Consider the following 21503-nt stretch of genomic DNA (forward strand, 5'->3'; position numbering starts at 1 on the left):
AGGTCACCACCAGCGAACAGGCCGCACCGTGGACGTTCGGCGTACGAGAGGTGATGCACAACCTCACCCGGCGCGGTGTGCTGTGAGCCCCGCATGCGCCTTACCACGCCCAGCCGTTCGCTCACCCTGTCACTGACGGTTCGTGTCGTCCCTCATGTGGGGGAAGGAGGAATGCGGCCTCAGCGACTGAACCAAAGCACCGCCGTCGGCTTGGGTCGCTGCAGATAAGGCCAGGTCAGGCGCGTCACTCAGCAAGGTCAGCGACCGAAGCGACCGAGGATCCGGGTTGACTCCGGACATTCGCTCATGCGCGCGAATTCGTTCCCCTGATGGGAACCTTCAGTCGCTTCAGTCGCTGCCTCGGCGTGCCTATGCCCTCTGACCTGCTTCTTTGTCCAGCGACTGAGGCAGCGACCCAAGCATTTCGGTGGCTGCCTCAGTCGCTGAGTCGCTGAGGGAGACATTCCGGGATGTTCTTCTCCGCCTCTCCGTGAGCGTGCCGGGACGCAGGTCCTCGGTCCCCACGAACGCGTGAGATCAGCGAGGCGGGCGGATCGAGTCCGTGGGTGAGGTCTGCGGTGCTGTCCAACTGGCGAGGAGTCTGAGGCGGTCCTCCGAGGGGGTGCCCGGCTCGGCCGCGTAGATGATCAGGTCGTGGACGGCCCGCTGAGGCAGGGGCAGGTTCAGGGAGCGGAAGGTCATCTCCAGACCGCCGACTTCCGGGTGGTTCAGCCGCTTGACGCCTTCGTGACGGATCCGGACGTCGTGGCTGGCCCACATGGTGCGGAAGTCGGGGCTGAGCGTGGACAGTTCGCCGACGAGCTCGCGCAGGGCCCGGTCGTGAGGTTCACGTCCGGCTTCGGCGCGGAGCACTGCGACCGTGGTCCTCGCGCCTTCTTCCCAGTCGACGAAGAAGTCGCGGGAGCCGGGGTCGAGGAAGAAGTAGCGGGGGAAATTGGCGAAGCCCCGGTCGCGGGTGGTGTCGCTGTGGAACATCGGTGAGTACAGGGCCCTGCACAGTGCGTTGCTCGCGACGATGTCCAGACGGCCGATGCGTACGAAGGCGGGGGCCATGGTCATGGAGTCCACCATCCACTGGACAGAGGACGGGATCCTGACGTCCCTGCGGCGGTGCGACCTGCGGCGGGTGGGGCGAGCCGCTCTGGCCAGATCGAGCAGGTAGGTGCGCTCGTCGTCATTGAGGAGCAACGCCTGCGCGACCGCTTCCAGCACATCCTCGGAGACACCGCCGATGTGGCCCCTCTCCAGCCGTGTGTACCACTCCGTGCTCACGCCGGCGAGGGCCGCGACCTCCTCGCGCCGTAGTCCCGGAACCCGGCGGCGTCGGCTCGTGGGCAGTCCGACCCGCTCCGGGGAGAGCTTGGCGCGTCGGCTGATGAGGAAATCGCGGATGTCCGAGCGGTTGTCGGTGGGATCACCGATGTGGTTTTCGGACGGAGATTCCATTCGTCCAGGGTACTGATGGCCCGGTCGCTAAACAGGTTGTGTTTATACCCCCATAAGCGCGACCTTGTCCGCCTCCGACGGCGTCGGTTTCCTGAGGTCGGCGGACTAGAACGGCACTCCTTCGGCGAGTGCCGCCGTCCGCCGTCCTGCATCGACACCTCAGGAGCCTGACCATGGCCAGCAAGACCGTACTGATCACCGGCGCGACCAGCGGCATCGGCGCCTATACCGCCCGGCTGCTCCTCGACCGCGGCCACCATGTGGCGGTCACCGGTCGCAGCGAGACCAAGCTGAAGACATTCCTCGACGAGACCGGCCACCCCGACCGGCTGCTGGGTCTTGTCTCGGACGCGGCGGACTGGGAGGACACCCAGTCCGCCGTGACCCGCACCGTGGAGTACTTCGGCGCCCTTGACGCGGCGGTGGCCAACGCCGGATTCATGACCGGTGACACCATCGGGGCCGGCGACCCGACACGGTGGTCCCCCATGGTCCTCACCAACGTCCTCGGCCCCGCCCTGCTGGCCCATGCCGCCCTGCCCCACCTTGAGTCCTCCGGCGGACGGCTGGTGCTCATCGGCAGCGTCGCCGGGCTGAAGAACTCTCCCGGCAATCTCTACTCAGCCACCAAGTGGGCCGTCACGGGGCTCGCCGAGAACCTGCGGCTGCACGCCACGAACCGCGGCGTCGGTGTCACTCTTGTCAACCCTGGCATGATCGACACGCCCTTCTGGCAAGGCGCCGGCGTTCCCCCCTTCGCCCTGCCTCCCCAGCCCATCGCCGAGGCCGTCTGCTTCGCCCTCGACCAGCCCGCGGGAGTCGACCTCAACACCATGACCGTCCGGCCCATCGGCCAGCCTGTCTGACCACGCTCGGGTCTCCCACCACGCCGCTCACTCTCCCGGAGCTTTCCTCGGCGGCCGGGTCACAGGTCATGGCACCGCTTGGCGGCACAGCTGCGCGGCCTCCCACACATCGTTTCAGGTGTCTGCGGCGTTGGAAACGCTGTCGGCCCGGGCCGGCTGTGGTCGGGACTCCCGGCCGGCCCGGGCCGGACCCGCGCAGCCGGACGGAAGGCGCAGAACCTCCGTCTGAATCGTCTCAGTCACGTAATACCCGTGCTGCAAGGGGTACGGGAGCCAAGGGCCGTGTCAGGATCGAACTCCACAGCGACCTGCAGTGTCTCCCGGTCCAGGCGACCCGAGTCTCAACTCGTCAACGTAAGAAGGCGAACCGAACGCGATGTCCCCATCGATGAAGGGCTGCTGCGATGCGTTTGCCGCCGGACAGCGGCGGCCGCGGCGTGCAGACCACCCTGTCTGCCACGAGTGACACGGCAGCCAGGAGATTGCCATGAGTACGGAGTGGAATCATGACGCAGGCAGGCCTGCTGCCGACAGGCCTGTGCCGTCCGGCGCCGTCCGTGGTGACCGGGTGCCTGTGTCCCGCTCCGCCGGGAGATCGTCGTCGAACGCCGACGTCGGCAAGGAGGAACCGGAACCGGCACATCGTGCGCCGCAGCCGGCAGAGCAAGCCGTCCCTCGCCATGGGGAACCTCCTCGGCGCGGCGAGCGCACGAAGGCTGCCCTTGAGCACGGCGCCTGGCGTTTCGCCGTGCTCGGGCCGGTCCGGGCATGGCACGGCGGGCGAGAAGTCGACCTGGGGCCGCGTCAGCAGCGCTTGGTACTGGCGGTGCTGTTGCTGCGGCGGGGTCACTTGGTCACCGTCGACGAGTTCATTGATGCGGTGTGGGGGGCGCAGCCTCCGGCGGCGGCAGTGTCGGTGCTGCGGACGTATGTGTCACGCCTGCGGAAAGTGCTGGAACCCTCTCGCGGAGTCGGCGAGTCACCCAAGCTGATCGTCTCGGCTGCCAACGGATACCTGGCGCAGGTGCCGGACGAGGCTCTTGACCTGGGAATATTTGAACAGCAAGTCGCGCGGGCGAAGAAGCTGCACGCCATGGGCGAGGTTTCCGCCGCTGCCGATCTGCTGCACGCCGCGCTCGAGGAATGGCACGAAACACCGCTGGCCGGCCTTCCCGGCCCGCTCGCCCATGCGGAACGCACCCGCCTGAACGAGAAGCGGCTGTCCGTACTCGAGGCCCGCTTGGACAGCGATGTCCAACTCGGCAGGCACGACGAGGTGATCGCCGAGCTGCGCGCGCTGGTGGAGGAGTATCCCTTGCGGGAACGGCTGTGCCAGCTGCTCATGCTGGCCCTCTATCGGTCGGGGCGGCAGGCCGAGGCCCTGGCGTGCTACCGCAGGACACGGCGTGTCCTGGTGGCCGAGCTCGGCATCGAACCCTCAACGCCGTTGCGTCAACTGCACGAGCGCATTCTGGCTGCGGACGCGTCGCTGAACCCCTCGGCGGCAGGCCGGCAACAGGAGGATTCCCCCGCGCACACCCTCGTGCCGCCACCCCCCGCGACCCCAGTTCGGCCCGCTCAACTGCCCGCGGACCTGCCCACGTTCACCGGCCGGATCAGCGAACTCGGCCAGGCCCGCGCCCTGCTGCCCGCGCATGGCCAGCCCCCGCCCGCGGTGGTGATCGGCGGCATGGCCGGCATCGGCAAGACCACCCTGGCTGTGCACTGGGCCCACGAGATCGCCGACCAGTTCCCCGACGGACAGCTCTTCATCAATCTGCGCGGTTTCGACCCCGCCAACCCGGTCATGCCGCCGGGGGAAGCGGTCCGTATCTTCCTCGACTCGCTCGGCGTCCCCCCGCAGAGGATTCCCTCCCGACTCGACGCCCAGGCGGCCCTGTACCGCAGTCTGCTCGCCGACCGGCGGATGCTGATCGTTCTCGACAACGCACGCGATGTCGAACAGATCCGTCCCCTGTTACCCGGTGCGACCGGCTGCCTGGTCATCATCACCAGCCGGAACCAGCTCACCGGTCTCATCGCCGGCCACGGCGCACACCCGGTCACCCTTCACCAGCTGACGCCCGCAGACGCGCGTGCCCTGCTGATACGTCGCCTGGGCGCCGAGCGGGTGGCGGCGCAGCCGCAAGCGGTGGACGAGATCATCGAGCGCTGCGGCAGGCTGCCGTTGGCGCTGGCCATCGTGGCGGCCCGTGCGGCGATCCAGCCCCGTTTCCCGCTGAGCGTGATCGCCGAGGACCTGCGGGAGGATCACGGCAGCCTCGACGCCTTTTCCAGCGGCGAACTCAACACCGACGTACGCGCTGTCTTCTCGTGGTCCTACGAGGCGCTCTCCGCACCGGCCGCGAGGCTGTTCCGTCTGCTCGGCCTTCACCCCGGCACAGACGCCTTCTCCGCGCCCGGGGTCGCGGCCCTCGCCGGGCTGCCGCTGCGCGAGACCCGCGGTCTGCTCGGCGAGCTCACCCGGGCCCATCTGCTGACCGAAAGCCTCCCGGGCCGCTACACCACGCACGATCTGCTGCGCACCTACGCCGGCGAACAACTCCTCGCCGACGAGCCGCCGGCCGGACGGGAACAGGCCCTGGAGCGGCTCCTGTCCTGGTACCTGCACACCGTCGATGCCGCCTACCCTCTCCTCACCCCCGACCGCGCACGGGTCCCCTCGCAACCGGTCGCTCCCGGGTGCCACCCCCTGGCCTTCACGACCCAGGAACAGGCAGTGCAGTGGTGCGAGATGGAGAGAGGCAACCTCGTCGCAGCCGTCCATCGGGCAGCCGCGTCCGGTCGGCCGGGTGACGCCTGGCGACTGGCCGCCATGATGTGGGGCTTCTTCTACCTGGGCAGGCACCTGCACGACTGGCTCGAGACGTCCCGGACGGCTCTTGCGGCCGCTCGCGCCGCCCGTGACCGCAGGGGCGAGGCCTGGAGCCTCGGGGGAGTGGCCGACGCTCTGACGCAGATGAACCGGCTCGACGAGGCCATAGAGCATTATCAACAGCAGATGTGCGTGTACCGCGAGCTCGCGGACATCGATGGCGAGGGACGGTGCATGGTCAGCATGGGCAACGCCTACCTGCAGGGTGACCAACTCGAGAAGGCCGTCGAATACGGTCGTCGCGGGCTCGCCATGGCACGGATCCACGGCTGTGCCTGGGGGGAAGCCATCGCCCTGACCAATCTGGGCGACGCCTGCCAGCGACTGGGACGGTTCGACGAGGCCGGAGACCACCTGGAGGAGGCGTTGGTCCTCCTGCGCGCCATGGGCAACCGCTGGTTCGAAGGCAACGTGCTCCACCTGCTCGGCGCGATCGCCCATCGGCTCCGCCGCTGGGAGGACGCGGTCGAGCGCTATCACCAGGCCCTCGAAGCGCACCGGGACGTGGGCAACCGGTGGGGGGAGGGCCATACCCTGGGCAGCCTCGGTGACGTTCAATTGGGCGCGGGTGAACACGAGGCCGCCCGCACAAGCTGGCAACAGGCGCTGGCGATCCTCACGGAGTTCGAGGATCCGCATGCGGCGAAGATACGGGAGGGGCTGCACGACCTCGACCGCCGTATGTCGGACGCGCGGCCGCATCCCTACTGGACTTGATCCAGTTCTGGACATCCGGGATCAGGGCTTCGTCCCCAAGGCCGTGCAGGCAGGCGGCGTGTTGTGCGTGTCTTCCGTTTCAGGCCGCCTGTCCGGCCAGCCGTCGCAGGGTTCGCGCGGCTCGCGACCCGCGGTCCGCCGTGATCAGGACGACTTCCTGGTCGTCCTCGGGCACGAGCAGGACGTCGCAGTTCAACCGCAGCGGGCCGGCTTCCGGGGGTGGTCGAGCGTCTTGGTGCGGTGCCCGGGAGCGTGGACCGGACGCGTCTCCCAGATCTGCCGGAACTCCTCGCTGCCGGCGTGCAGTTCGGCCAGCAGAGCGGTCAGCTGCGGGTCATGCGGATAGCGGTCGGCGGCCCGTCGCAGCCGCGCCACCGCGATGTGCCCGAACTCCTCGGTGCTGGAGCTCTCATACGTCCGCGCCTGGTCCAGGAAGCGGCGCCGGGCCAGATTCGTCGTCCTGCCTCCGAGGTCGCCGCCGAGCAGCGCCCGGGCCAGGGGGTTCCAGGCGATGACCCCGTACGTCGCGTCCGTGACGACGGCGGCCGTCTCCGGCAGTCGCTCCAGCATCCGGGCCACATGCGGACGCACCCGCCGCACGGCGCTGACGCCGGGCGGCACGCTCGATCCCGCCAGGCGGAACAGATGGCTGCGCTCGGCCGGCGTGAGCCGCAGCGCCCGGGCCAGCCCGTCCAGGATCCGGGCCGACGGCCGCGGTCCCCGGGCCTGCTCCAGCCGCGCGTAGTAGTCGACCGACATGTGGGCGAGCTCGGCCACCTCTTCACGGCGCAGACCCGGATTACGGCGCGCCGCGCCTGTCGCCGCAAGGACGAACTCCTGCGGGCGCAGACCCGCCCGGCGGTCCAGCAGAAAGCAGCCAACTCCTGCCGTGCCATGCCACCTCCCACGGCCTGCCTGGTATAGGTTGCCCCTGGCAGGGCCTCCACCGCCAGGGCACCGTGGTCGCCATGAACGAACGCGCAGCTCTGGTCACCGGCGCCAACAAGGGCATCGGCAAGCATATCGCCCGGCTGCTCGCCGCCGAGGGCCTCACCGTGTACGTGGGCTCCCGCGACGCCGGGCGCGGACAGCGGGCCGTCGAGGAGATCGGCGCGGGCGCCCGCCTGCTGGTCCTCGACGTGAGTGATCCCGACGGCATCGCGAAGGCCGCGGCTTACGTCGACCGCCTGGACGTACTGGTCAACAACGCCGGCATCTCACCGTCACTGGCCCCGCCGGCCGACACCGGCGTCGAGGAGTTCCGGCGTACGTACGAGACCAACGTGTTCGGGGTGGTGGCGGTGACCAACGCCTTCCTGCCCGTCCTGCGCCGATCCCCGCACCCACGCATCGTCAACATCTCCAGCGGCACCGCTTCGCTGACCTGGAGCACGAGCCCCAACCCGCAGTTCACCCCGGGAAGCGGTGGCGCCGCCGCCTACCGGTCGTCCAAGACCGCGCTCAACGCCCTGACCGTCCTCTACGCCCAGACGCTGGAGCAGGACGGCTTCAAGGTCAACGCGCTTGCCCCCGGCCTGCGGGCCACCGACCTCAATCCGCGGGCCGCCGCCGCGGGCGGCGACCCGGCCGAGGCCGCCCAGGGAGCCGTCCGCCTGGCCCTGCTGCCCGACGACGGCCCCACCGGCGGCTTCTTCTCCTGGGACGGCACGCCCGTGCCCTGGTGAATGGCTGATCAGTCATGGCATCGGGGGCGGGTGCCCCAGCCGGGAGGTGGTCCAGTCTCCGCGGATGAGGCTGCGGACGGTGATGATCGTGTCCGCGAGGTCGAAGAAGGCGTTGACGACAGCCGAGCGGCGCTCGGTCAAGAACGCGAGTACTCCGACGCCTGCCGGGATCTCTTGTGTTCTGCTGGGCGAGCGGCCGTCCGCTCCGCCGGGCGTGGGCCTGGCTCCTCACGGCAGCAGGCGGTGCGGAGCGGCCGTCGCCACCGCGGCCGCCCTGGTCTGCACGCCCAGCTTGGTGTGTATGCGGCCCAGGTGGGTCTTGACCGTGCCTCACTGAGAAAAAAGAGGGCTCGCGCGATCTCCCGGTTGGTGAGGCCGCCGGCTAGGAGCTGTCCGGGCGATCACGCAACCGTCCTGTGGCTGGCTCGTTGTCGTGGGCATGGGGCGGGGCGATCTGACAGATGCCGAGTGGGAACGGCTGCGGCCGTTTTTGCCGGTGAGCAATGGACGTTGTGGCCGATGGCGGGATCATCGACAGGTGATCGATGGGATTCTGCACCGGGTGCGGACCGGAGTGCAGTGGCGGGATCTTCCCGAGCGGTTCGGTCCATGGAAGACCGTCTACGAACGCCACCGGCTGTGGTCGGCCGACGGGACGTGGGAGCGTCTGCTGCAGCAGGTCCAGGCCGCTGCCGACGTCGCGGGCGAGATCGACTGGGACATCTCGGTGGACTCCACCATCGTGCGGGCCCATCAGCACGCGGCCGGTGCCCGGACGGAACCGCCGTCGGCGCCCGCGTCAAAGGGGGCCGAAGCGGCAGAACACCAGGGCGATACACCGTGGCAGAGCCTGCTCGCCCGGCTGGTGGAGGTGGTGCAGGAGGTGAGGGCCTGGGCCGCTCGCGGGGCGGGTTCACCAGCAAACTCCACCTGAGCGCGGACGGCCGTTGCCGCCCGCTGTCCCTGGTCGTCACCGGCGGACAGCGGGCGGACTGCACCCAGTTCCAGACGGTGCTGGCGAAGATCCGCGTTCCGCGGGTCGGCCCGGGCCGGCCGCACCGGGGCATCCGGCACACGATCCCGGAGAAGTCCGATAGCCAGGCCGCCCGCCTGCGCAAAGGCTCACGCGGCGGACGGCCACCCGGCTTCGACGAAGATCGGTACAAGAAGCGCAACACCGTCGAACGAGCGATCAACAGGCTGAAGCAGTCCCGGGCCGTGGCCACTCGCTATGACAAGCGCGCCTACGTCTTCCTCGGCACCGCGACCACCGCAGCTCTGCTCATCTGGCTTCGGAGTTGAGTCCCGACCTCACAAGGCAATTGGCCGATACGCCAGGGCCTCATCGACTACCTCATGAGCCGAAAGCTCCTGCTCCGGCGGCCAGAAGATCAAGCCGCTGACATGACCGGACGGGCATGCCAGGGCTCTGTCGAGCATGTCCAGCCAGCCGTCCACCTCGTCGTCTGAGGCGTAGTCCGCTTGCATGATCCGCTGCACGAGCGCCACGGCATCCGCGCGACTCATCTCCACAGCACTCATCAGGCCCCTCCGCCGAGTCACCCTAACGGGACGCATGATCGCCCGGACAGTTCCTAGGTGGCTGAGGAGTCCCGCTCTCGTTCGGTCAGGGCGACCCGGGGGCGGATCCGGGACATCATCCGGTCGGCGACGGTTCCCGACAGTACGGTGCGCCCTGCGGCGGCGTCCCGGATCGCGGCGAACAACAGTTGTGGTCGCTCCGCCTTGAGCAGGTATCCGGTGGCGCTGGCCGCCAGGGCGCGGGCTATGTCGGCATCGGTGTCGAACACCGTGAGGACCAGGACCTGCGGTACGGGTCTGCCCCGCTCATCGGGCGCGGCGGCGGCGACGATCCGCCGTGTCGCCGTCACCCTGTCCGGGCCGTCGCCGAGTTGGAGGTGAGCAGAACCCGATTCACCAGCTGGCTCGTCCTGGAGGGCAAGAACGCGGGCAAAGGACGTGCGGAGGGGAAGCCATGGGTGAGCGGGCCGGCGTTGCGTCGGCGGCGGTGAAGACGTCAACACCCCGCAGGACAAGGTGGAGGTCCGCGGGCGGGAACGCAAAGGGCTGGTCGTGCTGGACGCGGGGGTGGATGCTTGCCGCGCTCGCAGTGCTGACAGCAGTGCTGCTGGCATTCCATCGGCTGGTTCCGAATGTCCCAGGACACCTGGGCAGTCTGCTGGAATCGTTCCTGCCCTGGTCCGGCCTGGTGATCGTGGCGTTGCTCGGTCTGGCGCTGCTGCGCCGCTCGGCACTCGCGCTGGTGGCCCTGCTCCTGCCGGTGGCTGCCTGGACGTACCTTTTCGGCGGGCTGCTCCTGCCCGGAAGGAAGCCTGGTGGACAAGACCTCGTCGTGGTGCAGCACAACATCAGCGACGAGAACACCGACCCCGCCGGCACGGCCCGCGCCCTGGCCGATGCCGAGCCCGACCTCATCGACCTGGAGGAACTGGTGCCCGCGGCGCTGCCGGTCTACGAAAGAACCCTTGCCCCGCGCTACCCGTACCACGCGGTGGTGGGCACCGTCGGACTCTGGTCGAAGCACCCGCTCACCGACGTCCAGAGGCTGGACATCAGGCCATCCGGGATCACAGAGCCCTGGAGCCGCGGGCTACGCGCCATGGTCCGCACGCCGCACCGTGAGATCGCGGTGTACGTCGCGCACCTCCCCTCTGTCCGAGTCCACGCGTCCGGCCTCGCATCGTCCTGGCGCGACGAAAGCGCCGACCTGTTGGCCAAGGCCGTGGCCGCCGACACATCGCGCACGGTGATACTCCTCGGCGACTTCAACAGCACGGTCGATGACCGTGGACTGACCCCGCTGACCTCACAGCTGAACGTACCGGCACGGGGCTTCGCCTTCAGCTTCCCCGCCGCCTTCGCACTGGCCCGGATCGACCAGATCATGGCCCGCTCGGCGACCGTCGGTCACATTCGTACCCTGCCTCCTACCGCCAGCGACCATCTCCCGGTCATCGCCCGGATACGGCCGATGCTCGCCACTAGGCGGCACCGAGCGTCCATTGGCTGAGGGGGTGATGATGTGGTGCGGGGTCCGCTGGTGAGATGCCGGGGAGATCGACGGCGCCTGACCCCCCATACGGCAGGAGAGCCGGGTATCTGCCATGGCGCCCCTCGTACCAGCGATACTGGATGCATGGATGTGACGACCACCGCCCTGCGCGCTGAGGTACTGCGGGACCGCTACCACAGTCGGTTGCCCGAGCGCCTGGAAGAGCTGGCCGGCCCCGTCGAGGGCACCGTCGACACCTGCCGCTCCACGTCGTCTGGTCCGGGCGGACCAGCTACAGCCTGGACCGCCCGAAGTCCCGCATGACCCTCTACCGGACCGTCCTTGCTGAGGGCCTGCGCCAGGACCTGGCGGCCTTCCTGCACCACTGGCTGCTGGCCGAGCAATGGCCCGTTCTACGTCGCCTGGTCAGCCCCTACATTCGCGAGGTCTGGGAGGACGCCTTCCCCGAGCTGCCCCGCACCGCTCCGGCCGACACGACGGCCGCGTGAAGCTCACCCCGCTCCATGAGCGTCTCCTTGCCGATATCCTCGATCTCGGCTCTCCCTGTCCTCTGGTCCTCACCGGCGGATACGCCGTGCAGGCCCACGGTCTGTCGAACGCATCAGCCGTGATCTCGACGTCGCCACCGAGAATCCCGCTCCGATGGACGAGATCGTTGCTGTCCTCACAGCCGGCCTCGCCGCGCGTGGCTGGCGGACCACACATGTCCAGACCGACCCACTCAGCGGCCGGTTCCTTGTCACCGCCCCGGATACCGGCGAGGAGTGCGAGGTCGACGTCCTCAAGGAGGCATTCTGGGCCCCGCCCGCCCAGACCCCCTACGGTCCCGTCCTCTCCCTTGACGACGTGATCGGCACCAAGGTCCGCGCGCTCGCCGACCGCGGGACCGTCCGCGACCTCATCGACGTCCGGGCCGCCTCCCGCCACCGCTCCACCGCCGATCTCGAATCCCTCGGCCGCCGCCGCGCCCCCGATGAATTCAGCCTGGAAAATCTCCGTGACCGACTCACCGGTGCGGACTGGTACGAGGACGAGGACTACGCCGCGTACGGGCTCACCTCCCGGCAGATCGAAGAACTCAAGAGGTGGGCGCTGGCGTGGGCGGAGGACCTGGGGGCGCGGATCCACGACGAGAACGCCTGACAGGAGACCGCAGCCTTCTCGCGGCGGTGTGATCACGCGCTGGCTGTGGTGTCGAGGAACTCGTTGATGAGCTGAGGGGTGCCCATCTCGAGCGAGCAGTCCGACGCCTGGTTGATCCGGCGTGCGGCGCTGAGGTCGTGGTGGGCCCGCGGGCGTCGCCAGGTGCGCCAGAGGGCGCAGCGCCGGGCCCCCGTGCAGCGCCGTCCGGCTCGGTGTCGGTGGCCGGCTGTGCCTGCGCAGGTGAGGTCTGCGACGTCATCGCGATCTTTTCGCCGGGCTTGCGGCGGCGGTGCTGCAGCAGCCAGCGCGCGGCGAGCGCCCTGGCGACCGCAGCCGCCGACAACGCGTCGGCGCCGGGTGCGGCGGGTGGCGTCCAGGAGCGATTGCCCGGTCCCCCGCGGAGGCTCAGCTTGACTTCCGGTCGAGCGAGGACGGCGTGGCGCAGTGCTCCTCGCCGCCGGTGAGGTCGTCGCGTACGAGCATCAGCAGACGCGTCAACTCCGCACGTTGAGAGCCCTCCAGCGACTGGAAGAGGCCGTCCTCCACCGCGTGCTGCGCCGCCGTCGCGGCGCGCAGCCGCTGTTCACCATCCCCCGTGAGCACCACCACGTGGCGTCGACGGTCGTGCATGTCGCGGGTGCGGGCCACCAGGCCCTCAGCCTCCAACGGGTTCAGCTGGGTGACCAGGATGCTGGCCGCCGTGTCCGTCTCGACCGCCAGCTCTGTCTGTGCAAGCGGGCCGCGGGCATGGAGAAGTCCGAGGATGTGGAACTGCCGAGGCGTGAGCCCGTGGGCGGTGTGCGCGTCCCGCAGGCGCCGCATCGCCTCGTGCCCGAGCAGGGCAAGCATCAGCCCTGGGCTGTTCCTGGGCTCGTCGCGCCGTGTCGCGGACGGCACTGTCGGCGTGGTGATGGGGGATGCCTTGGTCACCCTGTCACTTTACCCGGCGAAATCGTGTAGCGTCCTATATGAAGGATCGAGGTAAATGATTTAAGTCGATGCACCGAGCCCAGGAGTGCCATGCCCACCATCGCTTCCACGCCGCTCTCCGATTCGGCCACCGACCTGGGCCTGCACGGGGCCCGCGCCGTCGTCACCGGCGGCACCCGCGGCATCGGTGCGGCCACCGTGCGGCGGCTGGCCGCCGCCGGAGCCCAGGTGGTCGCCATCGCTCGACGCGAGGTCGAAATGCCGGTCGGAGTTCAGCTGGTGACAGGTGATCTGAGCACGCAGGAAGGCGCCGAGACGACGGCGCGGGCCGCACTGGAGCATCTGGGCGGCATCGATGTGCTCATCGACAACGCCGGCCGGAACACCCAAGTCCCGGACGGCGTCCTCGCCGCGTCCGACGACGACTGGCTGGCCAACCTCGACGACAACCTGCTGTCCGTCGTCCGCGTGGATCGCGTGCTCGTACCGCACATGACCGCGCAGGGGCACGGAGCCGTTGTCCACGTTTCCTCGAACGCCGCCCGCTACCCACAGCCCAACGGCACGCCGTACGCAGCGGCCAAAGCCGCCCTCAACGCCTACAGCAAGAGCCTCGCCCTCGCCTGCGGGCCGCACGGGATACGCGTCACCGCGGTCATGCCGGGCGTCATCGAGACCGGCGCCGTCGAAGCGAGCCTCCGGCAGGCCGCGGAGCGGACAGGCCGTGACCTGGAGGAGATCCGCAAGGAGTTCCACAAGCGTCTCGCCGCGCCGCTCGGCCGTCCTGGCCGGCCGGAGGAGGCGGCGGAGCTCATCGCCTTCCTCGCCTCACCCCGCGCGTCCTACCTCACCGGCATCACCGTGTCGGTGGATGGGGGGATCCTGCCCACGCTCTGAACAGCATGGTCGGGGACCGCCCTGTCCGCGTGACCGGTTCCGCAGGTGCCGTCTGGCGCCCGGAGTCGGGCCGTCGCCGTCCCACGGAAGGCCGAAGCCGAGGAGCGCGACCGCCAGGAGCAGGAAGCTGAGCAGGCGACGCGGGCAAGCCCCGGGGTGGCTTTGGGCAAGCCCGTGTTGTCGGCGGCGGCTGAAAGGCTGGACGGCATGAACGGTGATGAGCAGCTGCTACGCGGCCGAGTCTACGGCCGTGACCATGACGACGATCCCGGCCCGCTGCCCGGGCAGAGGTATGCGGCGCTGATAGGCGGGCCGCTGGACGGATTGCTGCTGGACATCATGGGCTGGCGGCCGGAGGAAGTCGACGGCGGTGCGGCCCTGTCCACCGAGCTCGGCCGGTTCCCCGGTGGCCGGTCGCTGTACGAGCCGCGCCCCGGCGAGCCGAGTACACCGGGCCCGGGTGTGAGCTGCCGCTTCTACTACTCCGGCGACACACCCTGACCACAGGCCCCACCCGAGCGTGCTGCTCGTCTGCCAGGCCCGCGCCTGTAGCTGACAGGGCTGCACAACGCTGTGACCTGTTGTGGTCGGGCCAGACGGTGGGGGTCTGGGACCGTCATGGCCGGGCCTGTGCCATGGGCAGTTCCGGCTTGCGCGGCGGAGTGCGCAATGAATGCTGGTGGCCCGCGCAGCACCCGCGTGAATCGTCCCGGGTTCGGCAGAGATCTCAGATGATGGTTGTGACCTGGGGTTTCGTGGCTTCCTCGGCGGCGGCGAGCTCGACCTGGGAGAGCGTCACCCAGGGGCGGCCGGATCAGCTCGGTTTTGAACAGGCCGATCGCGCTCTCCATCAGGCGTTGTCGTAAGCGTCGCCGACCGAGCCGATCGATGCCGCCATCCCTGCTCGGTCCAGATGCTCGGTCGGCGCGAATGATGTGTACGGCGACCCCGCGTCGCTGTGATGTATCAACTCGCCGTGTGTGCACGTAAATCCGTCCCGGTCGCGCTGCCACAACGCCATCTCCGGTGCGCCCGGGACGGCGAGTCTCCTCGGACGTGGCGGCGGACCAGCCGACGATCCTGCGGGAGAAGGTGCCGACGCCGAAGGCGACGTAGACACCCCCCGTTCCAGGTGGCGTCGTGCGAGAAGTCGGCCACCCGACAGCGGTTGGGGGCGCCGGCGACGAAGTCGCGGTGGAAGAGGTCCAGGGCCCGTTCGGCGGCCGGATCGGCGATCGTCGTGATCACCTTCTTGCCGCGGATGGCGACGGTGCGTCGCATGGTCGCAGAGGCGAAAGCCCATTTCAGGGCCGGTCGGCGCGGGGTCTGTCGGCCGTGGCTGACCGAGCCGGGGCTGTGGATTCAGTACGGCTTCGGTGACGGGCCGACCATCCAGGGCCGCAAGACCATCTTGTGGTGCGCCTGGCTGGCCTGGTCCCGGTTCAGGATCGTGATCCCGATCTGGGACAGGACGCTGCCGACGGTGACCTCGTGTCTGGCCTGCCGGGGCTTCTGCGACGAGGTCAACTCCCGCAGGCATGGCGACTCGGCGCAAACCGGTCGAGCGGCTCGCCGAGGGGCAAGAGGAAATGCACGAGCAGCGACGCAAGGCCCACTCCTCGCGACGCATCCGCGTCGAGCACGGCATCACCCATGTGAAGAACTGGCAGGCACTGGCCCGCCGCCTCGCCCACCGCGAGCACATCGGCGAGACCGTGCAAGCCGTCGCCGCCCGGTAATATGTGGACACGGTGTCTCGTATCTGCTAGCTTTCTGGACACGGTGCTCCGAAAATCTCGTGCCCTTCCGGAATGCGCCGGGCCTGCCCGGGTGCGGGCGATGTTTGCCGGCGGAGTGCCGATGCCCCGACAAGAGCTGAATGAGGTAGCGCAGATGCGTGTATTCGTAACCGGAGCGAGCGGCTGGATCGGATCCGCCGTCGTGGACGACCTGATGACCGCGGGCCATGAGGTCGTCGGCCTTGCCCGGTCGGAGACGTCCGCGCAGTCACTGGCGTCGAAGGGGGCCGTCGTACTCCGTGGGGATCTCGACGATCTCGACTCCCTGCGCCGTGGGGCGACCGACGCGGACGCGGTGGTCCACATGGCCAACAAGCATGACTGGGGCAACCCGGCCGAGTCGGATCGCGCCGAGCGGACCGCGGTCGAGACGCTCGCCGAGGCGCTGGTCGGTACCGATCGCCCGTTCGTGGTCGCGGCGGCCATCTCCGGACTCGTCGAGGGCCGGGCCGCCGTGGAGTCGGATCCTTCCCCGGCCGTGGGTCCGGACTCCAACCGGGGCGGCAGCGAGAACCTCGCGCTGGACTATGTCGGCCAGGGAGTGCACACCATCATCAGTCGCTTCGCGCCGAGCGTTCACGGCACGGGAGACTGGGGGTTCGTCAACTTCCTGGTCTGCGCTGCCCGTAAGCAGGGAGTCTCGGGCTACATCGGTGACGGCTCCACGACCTGGTCGGCGGTGCACCGTTCGGATGCGGCCCGGCTCATCCGGCTCGGGCTGGAGAAGGCCCCTGCCGGGACGCGGCTGCACGTGACCGCCGAGGAGGCCATCACCACCAAGGCGATCGCGGAGGCCATCGGGCGTTACCTCGGCATTCCGGTGGTCTCGATCGACCCGGAGGACGCCGGCGCTCACTTCGGGTTCGTCGGTGGCTTCTTCGCCAGGACGATGACCGCCTCGAGCGAGATCACCCGCGCCGCACTGTCCTGGGCGCCGACCGGGCCGACCCTGGTCGAGGACATCGAGTCCGGCGCCTACGCCACCGCCTGAACCAGCCCCGCCAGGCAAGGACCGGCGGTTCCACCACCTCGAGTAAGGAAATCGGCTATGCCGCCATCCCCCCGCGCCGGTCGAGACGGCGACGTTCTGGCCGTGGTCATCCAGAGCAGGCCGGCGATCTCGTTCTTCGACGTCGCCTGCGATCGGCACCTCGGCACCGTTCAAACGCTCGCCGAACCCCATGAATTGTGCTTCGACCCGACCCAGCGGTTGCTGTGGTGCACGGTGACGTACCACTCGGGTTTCTACCACGCCAACAGTGGACGGCGCACCGAGGTGATCGCCGTCGACCCCGCCACATCCAGCGTCGTCGACGTCGTCGACCTCGCTCCGGAACACGCTCCGCACGGCCTCGCGCTGGACACGGCACGCGGTCGCCTCTACGTCACCGTGGAGGGCGCTGGAGACCGGCCCGGCGGCGTCGTGATCATCGACACGCAGACCCGACGGCCGGTGGGCAGGATCGACACAGACGCGCCCGGCTCGCACTGGGTCGCCGTCGACGCGGCCGGAAGGACCGGATACGTCGCCAACAAGGAGGCGCCCTTCGTGTCGGTGCTTGACCTCGAACGGCAAACCCTCACCGCGAAGGTCGAAGTGCCGGGCAGTGAGGGAGTCGCCGTCTCCGCCGACGGCACCCGCGCCTATGTCGCCGCGCCCTACAACGGCTCGTACTCCGTCACCGAGGATCGACCGGGTCCCGGAATCAAGGTCATCGACACACGGACGGCGTCCGTCGTCGACACCCTTCCCACCCAGAACCGCGTCATGCCCGTGCACCTGACCTCGACGGGAAAGCTCCTCGCGGGCGAAGTGGCCGTCGAACCGGAGTCGGCGCCGGGGGCCGTGCGCATGGCGCCGGGCCGCCTGACGGTTTTCTCCGCCGGCACCCATGAGCAGGTGGGCGAGCTCGAGGTGGGGCGCTGTCCGTTGACCATCACCTCGTCTCCTGACGGCCGGATCGCCTACGTGGCCTCCTACGCCTCCTCCGTCGTCGACATCGTCGATCTGGAGACGCTGGAGCGCCTGGCCCGCCTGGACCGCCCCCATTTCGGGGAGACCGGCGCACACGGCTTGGCCTACATCCCGCGTCCGGCCTGACCGCAGTCTGGACTCGCTGCCTGTGTGCGGCGGTCGGTCACGGCGGCTTTGCCGTGACCGACCGGGCCGGCATCCGCTCCCACGGTATCGCCGCGCCTCAGGCGCGACCCGCGATGTCTCCGGCGTGGACCTCGTGCAGGAATGCCTCGGCTCGCTCGCGGGCGACGAGCTGATCGGGGTCGCGCCCGCTGAGGATCCAGAAGAACGTGGGTCCCACCAGCAAGGCGGTGGCCTGGTCGATGGTGCGTGAGTCGGCGTCGGACCGCAGCACGCGCTCCACCGCGGCTCGTGCACTCTCCCCGAGGATGTCCTTGGCCGCGAGAAGGCCCGCGACAGCCGAATCGTGCTGCGCCTCGCCGATGAGCGCGCGATACGCAGCCCCGGCCGGCGAGTGCGCGAGAAAGCGGACGAGTGCCTCCAGGTAGGCAGTCAGGTCGTCGACCGGGTTGTCGGAGGGATGTACGGCGAGTTCTTCCGCCGCGTCGCCGGCGCTGGCCTCGAAGAGGATTTCCGCCTTGGTGGACCACCATCGGTAGACGGTCTGCCGGGACACGCGCGCCCGCTCGGCGATGTTCTTCATCGTCATGCCGGCATAGCCGACCTCGAGCAGCAGGTCGTCGGCGGCGTGTAGGACCGCCATGCGTGCTTGTTCGCTTCGAGGGCGGCCGCGACCGTGCTCCTTCTCCATGTCCGGAACTATACATGGACATGCTGTCTCGTATATCTGAGGTGGTTTCTGGAGCTTTCCGGACACGGTCATCCGGCATCCACGCTTCGCCGGGCGCGTCGCCTGTCCGGCCTTGGCCACACCTGCGCCCTTCTCCATCAGCCGATCATCCGGAGCCCTCGTGACTCACCCGTCCCCATCCACCCGACCGACGTCGATCGGCGGCACACAGCAGACCCGGGCAGGGAGCGTGCTGGCTTGTGCTTCCCTCTGCACCGTCCTTGTCGTCGGCTTCGTCGCGTCGATCAACCTCGCGATACCCGAACTCGCAGCCGGCAGCCTCCACCCGTCGTCCGCACAGCTTCTGTGGATCGTCGACACCTACGTCATCCTGTTCGCATGCCTGGTGATTCCGGCCGGCGCCCTCGGCGACCGAGCCGGACGCAAGGGAGTACTCCTCAGCGGTCTGGTGATCTTCGCTGTCGGCGCTGTGGTCTCCGCGGCCGCCGGTGATGTGGCGATGATGCTTGTCGGCCGTGCCGTCACCGGTGTCGGTGCCGCTTGTGTCCTGCCCAACGCGCTTGCCGTGCTCATCCACGCGACCGAGCCGTCCCGACGTCCCCACGCACTGGCGGTCTGGGCCGCCATGTCGGGCTTGGGCGGTCTCATCGGCAACCTGGGCGGTGGAGCCGTACTCACCTCGGGATCATGGCGTGCGCTCTTCCTGGCCGTCGTACCCCTGGCCGCGGTGTGCGTGATCTGGGTGGCAGCGGCGACGCCGAGGAGTGCTCGCAGCCACCGTGACCTCGATCCGCGTGCCGCCGTCATCCTGACGCTGGCCACCCTCGTGCTGCTGCTCGGCATCATTCAGGGCCCGGAGCAGGGCTGGGGGAGTGTCTTCGTGATCGGCGCGTTCGTGTGCTCGCTCGTCCTGTTCGCTGTGTGGGTCATCGGTGAACTGCGCGTGCCGCACCCATTGCTGGACCCGAGGCTGTTCGCTGTGCCGGCGCTGCGGGCCGCCTGCTTGGGGATGCTCATCGTCTTCTTCGGGATGTTCGGATTCTTCTTCCTCAACGCCTCCCTCATGCAGTACGGCCGCGGGTTCTCCGTGCTGCAGACGGGACTCGGCGTCATGCCGCTGAGTGTTCCGCTGCTCGTCGGCACACGGTACGTTCCGGCGCTCGTGGGCCGTCTCGGTGACCGTTCGGTCCTGGTGGCCGCGTTCCTCGTCATCAGCCTCGGCATCTTCGGACTGGCCCTCACCGTCCAGGACAGCTACCTGGCCTATGCGGGCTGGCTCGTCGTCGTCGGAGTCGGCGCCACCTTGGCGTTGCCGGCGCTCACTGCGGCGATAGCCGCCGCGCTGCCCCGAGAGCAGGCAGGCGTCGCCGGCGGCCTTCAGTCGACGACGCGCGAGTTCGGCAGCGCTCTCGGTGTCGCGGTGATCGGAACCATCCTCACCTCGCGCTTCGTCCACGACCTGCCCGGCCACGCCCCCGCTGCTGCCCGCGGCGGTCACATCCCGCGCACCGTCGCCGAGGCCCTGACTGCCGCCCCGTCCCATCACAACGCCGTCATCACCGCCTACACCGCGAGTGCGGGAACTGCGCTGAAGGTCGTCGCTCTCATCGTCCTCGCAGCAGGCGCCCTGGTGGTCACTGAGATGACCTGGGCAGCGCGCCGTTCCCGCCGAGCACGTGCCTGAAGCGGAGAACCCTCCTGACAGGGCGTCACATCCCTGGCGGGCGGGCAGCCCTCATAGGCGGGGGAAGAGCGGGTAGTGCCGCCTCCACTCCTCCTGTCCCTGCCAGGGTTCCTGGAGGGCTGGCCGCTGCCGTCGGCCGGGGGCGGGTGCGGGCACGTAGCCATGGAGGCGGGCATAGGAGTTGAGTTGGCGGCCAGCTGTTCGGGGCCCATGGTGGCCCGGTCGACTTCCACGCAGGCCAGCAGCATGGCTCCGTCGCCGCCCGCCCGGCCGCTCCGGTAGAACAGCAGCGCATCCGGGATGACGGCCTCACCGCCGCCCACTGGGTGGTGGACCTCGGGGATCCAGTCCAGCGGCCGGCACAACTCACCACGGCGGCGTGCGTCCTGGAGGAAGGCGAGGCCGGTCTCGGTCACGGTGAGCGCGTGCCCGACCCGCAACCGCACCGCGGTCCAGTCCGACACCGTCCTCGACGGCCGCCGACCCCACAGCTCCGGAAACTCGCCCGCGACCTGCACCCCGTACTGCGTGGGAAACCACACCCTCGTTCCTCCGGCCTGGGGCATCGTGACCCGGTCGGACCGGCCCTCAGCGCGTAGCTTGGCCAGCCGGCGGCGGGTCTGCTCGATCCGCACGGAAGGGTTGAGGATGAGGTGCATCTGCTCGGTGGTCGCCATCCGGTACTGCGCCAGCACCGCCAGCGCCATCCGGTCCCTGCCGCCCGCGTCCACGCCTGTCATCGCCGGTCTGCTCTCTCTGTACGGTGCGGCACTGTCCTTGTACCGGGCTCGAAGATGAGTCCTGACCTGCTGCGGGGACCGATGCCGCGAAGAAGATCAGTTCACGACAAGCTAGCGATGACGTCGGCGACGGCCTGCGGCTGCGACAGGAACGGGTGGTGGCCCGTTTTTACCTCAATGACCTTGTCCGCGCGGCGGGAAAATTCGCGCTGCGCCACCACTGGGGTGCCCCGGTCCTCGGTGCACACAACGTACGTTGTGGGCAGGTCATGCCACGCCACCGCCCGTACGGGCTGCTGGGTCACGGCCAGCGTCTGCCGGACCAGAAGGGCCGCTGCGTCGCGGACGATCTCCGGCGGGCAGTCCTGGGCGAACGTCTCGGCGAACAACTCGGGCCTCGCGCTGAACGTGCCACCCTCGGGGTCGAAATCCAGGAACGGCGGCGGCGTGTCGGCGCCGAACGTCGACAGCGACTCGCCGGGCTCAGGCAGGTAGCTCGACACGAACACCAGGTGACGCACCGTGTCGACACCCACCGCCGCCTCGGCGGCAACGATGCCGCCATAGCTGTGCCCCACGACCACAGTCGGCTCGTTCTCCTCCATCAGGACAGCGCGCACCGCTGCCACGTCCTCGGGCAGTCCGGGACCTTGCGGTCCGACCGGACGGTCACCCTCGCCGCAGCTCGGCAGCGCCGGAGCAACACTGCTGATGCCTCGCTCCTGCAGGGCTGCACCAGCCAGGTGCCACCACCATGATCCGTCACGAACGCACGCCCCGTGCACAAAGACAACACGCATCTCTTCCTCCTTTAGATCCTGCTTCCCGGCCGCTG

Annotated in this window: 17 protein-coding genes and 7 pseudogenes; 14 read left to right on the forward strand and 10 right to left on the reverse strand. The window is 69.2% G+C overall.

Annotated elements, in window-relative coordinates; translation table 11 throughout:
* Window positions 1–537 precede the first annotated feature (537 nt).
* Window positions 538–1467 (reverse strand): helix-turn-helix transcriptional regulator, encoded by a 930-nt coding sequence (locus IE318_RS39225; RefSeq protein WP_189907683.1) that lies wholly within the window; start codon window positions 1465–1467, stop codon window positions 538–540.
* Between the two features lie 173 nt (window positions 1468–1640).
* On the opposite strand from IE318_RS39225, the gene IE318_RS39230 reads away from it, so the two are divergent.
* Window positions 1641–2333 carry an SDR family oxidoreductase gene (locus tag IE318_RS39230; protein ID WP_189907684.1) on the forward strand — a complete coding sequence of 231 codons (693 nt, stop codon included), beginning with the start codon at window positions 1641–1643 and terminating at the stop codon, window positions 2331–2333.
* A gap of 574 nt (window positions 2334–2907) precedes the next feature.
* Window positions 2908–5946, forward strand: a complete 3039-nt coding sequence (locus tag IE318_RS39235) for an AfsR/SARP family transcriptional regulator (RefSeq protein WP_229904060.1) — start codon at window positions 2908–2910, stop codon at window positions 5944–5946.
* A gap of 79 nt (window positions 5947–6025) precedes the next feature.
* Here the strand turns inward: IE318_RS39235 and IE318_RS39240 are convergent.
* Window positions 6026–6842 (reverse strand): annotated as a pseudogene (locus IE318_RS39240) (helix-turn-helix transcriptional regulator).
* Window positions 6843–6914: 72 nt separating this feature from the next.
* Between IE318_RS39240 and IE318_RS39245 the strand changes: the two are divergent.
* Window positions 6915–7631: an SDR family oxidoreductase gene (locus IE318_RS39245; RefSeq protein WP_189907686.1), complete on the forward strand. Its 717-nt coding sequence runs from the start codon at window positions 6915–6917 to the stop codon at window positions 7629–7631.
* Between the two features lie 12 nt (window positions 7632–7643).
* Here IE318_RS39245 and IE318_RS39250 read toward each other — a convergent pair whose 3' ends face one another.
* Together IE318_RS39250 and IE318_RS45670 are read right to left on the reverse strand one after the other, a co-directional pair.
* Complete coding sequence (locus IE318_RS39250) at window positions 7644–7772, reverse strand: hypothetical protein (protein ID WP_373311414.1); 129 nt, start codon at window positions 7770–7772, stop codon at window positions 7644–7646.
* A gap of 87 nt (window positions 7773–7859) precedes the next feature.
* Window positions 7860–8017 (reverse strand): annotated as a pseudogene (locus IE318_RS45670) (response regulator transcription factor); the annotation flags it as partial.
* A gap of 53 nt (window positions 8018–8070) precedes the next feature.
* Here IE318_RS45670 and IE318_RS39255 point away from each other — a divergent pair.
* Window positions 8071–8933 (forward strand): annotated as a pseudogene (locus tag IE318_RS39255) (IS5 family transposase).
* A gap of 9 nt (window positions 8934–8942) precedes the next feature.
* Here the strand turns inward: IE318_RS39255 and IE318_RS39260 are convergent.
* Both IE318_RS39260 and IE318_RS39265 read right to left on the reverse strand, forming a co-directional pair.
* Window positions 8943–9173: a bacteriocin immunity protein gene (locus IE318_RS39260; RefSeq protein ID WP_189907687.1), complete on the reverse strand. Its 231-nt coding sequence runs from the start codon at window positions 9171–9173 to the stop codon at window positions 8943–8945.
* A 53-nt stretch (window positions 9174–9226) separates the two neighbouring features.
* The gene (locus IE318_RS39265; protein ID WP_373311415.1) at window positions 9227–9523 is read right to left on the reverse strand and encodes a transcriptional regulator; all 297 of its coding nucleotides are present in this window, start codon (window positions 9521–9523) and stop codon (window positions 9227–9229) included.
* 221 nt (window positions 9524–9744) lie between these two features.
* Between IE318_RS39265 and IE318_RS39270 the strand changes: the two genes are divergently transcribed.
* The 3 genes and pseudogenes from IE318_RS39270 to IE318_RS39280 all read left to right on the forward strand — a co-directional run bounded on the left by IE318_RS39270 (window position 9745) and on the right by IE318_RS39280 (window position 11829).
* A complete protein-coding gene (locus IE318_RS39270) occupies window positions 9745–10683 on the forward strand; it encodes an endonuclease/exonuclease/phosphatase family protein (protein ID WP_189907688.1) in 939 nt (312 codons plus the stop codon).
* Between the two features lie 126 nt (window positions 10684–10809).
* Window positions 10810–11174 (forward strand): annotated as a pseudogene (locus IE318_RS39275) (hypothetical protein).
* Window positions 11171–11829 (forward strand): annotated as a pseudogene (locus tag IE318_RS39280) (nucleotidyl transferase AbiEii/AbiGii toxin family protein). The pseudogenes IE318_RS39275 and IE318_RS39280 overlap by 4 nt, the downstream one beginning before the upstream one ends.
* A gap of 405 nt (window positions 11830–12234) precedes the next feature.
* Here the strand turns inward: IE318_RS39280 and IE318_RS39285 are convergent.
* Complete coding sequence (locus IE318_RS39285; RefSeq protein WP_229904061.1) at window positions 12235–12759, reverse strand: MarR family winged helix-turn-helix transcriptional regulator; 525 nt, start codon at window positions 12757–12759, stop codon at window positions 12235–12237.
* A gap of 90 nt (window positions 12760–12849) precedes the next feature.
* Between IE318_RS39285 and IE318_RS39290 the strand changes: the two genes are divergently transcribed.
* The 6 genes and pseudogenes from IE318_RS39290 to IE318_RS39315 all read left to right on the forward strand — a co-directional run bounded on the left by IE318_RS39290 (window position 12850) and on the right by IE318_RS39315 (window position 17556).
* Window positions 12850–13656 carry an oxidoreductase gene (locus IE318_RS39290; protein WP_189907689.1) on the forward strand — a complete coding sequence of 269 codons (807 nt, stop codon included), beginning with the start codon at window positions 12850–12852 and terminating at the stop codon, window positions 13654–13656.
* 207 nt (window positions 13657–13863) lie between these two features.
* Entirely contained in the window at window positions 13864–14157 is a 294-nt protein-coding gene (locus IE318_RS39295) for a hypothetical protein (RefSeq protein WP_189907690.1), read from the forward strand.
* A 766-nt stretch (window positions 14158–14923) separates the two neighbouring features.
* Window positions 14924–15154 (forward strand): annotated as a pseudogene (locus IE318_RS46425) (IS21 family transposase); the annotation flags it as partial.
* Window positions 15155–15245: 91 nt separating this feature from the next.
* Window positions 15246–15395, forward strand: a complete 150-nt coding sequence (locus IE318_RS39305) for a hypothetical protein (RefSeq protein WP_229904063.1) — start codon at window positions 15246–15248, stop codon at window positions 15393–15395.
* A gap of 154 nt (window positions 15396–15549) precedes the next feature.
* Window positions 15550–16446, forward strand: coding sequence for an SDR family oxidoreductase (locus tag IE318_RS39310; protein WP_189907691.1), 897 nt, complete (start codon window positions 15550–15552; stop codon window positions 16444–16446).
* A gap of 57 nt (window positions 16447–16503) precedes the next feature.
* Window positions 16504–17556 carry a YncE family protein gene (locus IE318_RS39315; protein ID WP_189907692.1) on the forward strand — a complete coding sequence of 351 codons (1053 nt, stop codon included), beginning with the start codon at window positions 16504–16506 and terminating at the stop codon, window positions 17554–17556.
* Window positions 17557–17653: 97 nt separating this feature from the next.
* On the opposite strand, the gene IE318_RS39320 is transcribed toward IE318_RS39315, so the two are convergent.
* On the reverse strand, window positions 17654–18244 hold the full coding sequence (locus IE318_RS39320; RefSeq protein ID WP_189907693.1) for a TetR/AcrR family transcriptional regulator: 591 nt from the start codon (window positions 18242–18244) through the stop codon (window positions 17654–17656).
* Between the two features lie 229 nt (window positions 18245–18473).
* On the opposite strand from IE318_RS39320, the gene IE318_RS39325 reads away from it, so the two are divergent.
* Window positions 18474–19928 (forward strand): MFS transporter, encoded by a 1455-nt coding sequence (locus IE318_RS39325; protein ID WP_189907694.1) that lies wholly within the window; start codon window positions 18474–18476, stop codon window positions 19926–19928.
* 251 nt (window positions 19929–20179) lie between these two features.
* On the opposite strand, the pseudogene IE318_RS45680 reads toward IE318_RS39325, so the two are convergent.
* Together IE318_RS45680 and IE318_RS39335 are read right to left on the reverse strand one after the other, a co-directional pair.
* Window positions 20180–20668 (reverse strand): annotated as a pseudogene (locus IE318_RS45680) (replication-relaxation family protein); the annotation flags it as partial.
* Between the two features lie 101 nt (window positions 20669–20769).
* A complete protein-coding gene (locus IE318_RS39335) occupies window positions 20770–21468 on the reverse strand; it encodes an alpha/beta hydrolase (protein WP_189907695.1) in 699 nt (232 codons plus the stop codon).
* Window positions 21469–21503 lie beyond the last annotated feature (35 nt).

Source organism: Streptomyces spiralis (genome assembly GCF_014654675.1).
Lineage (GTDB): Bacteria > Actinomycetota > Actinomycetes > Streptomycetales > Streptomycetaceae > Streptomyces > Streptomyces spiralis.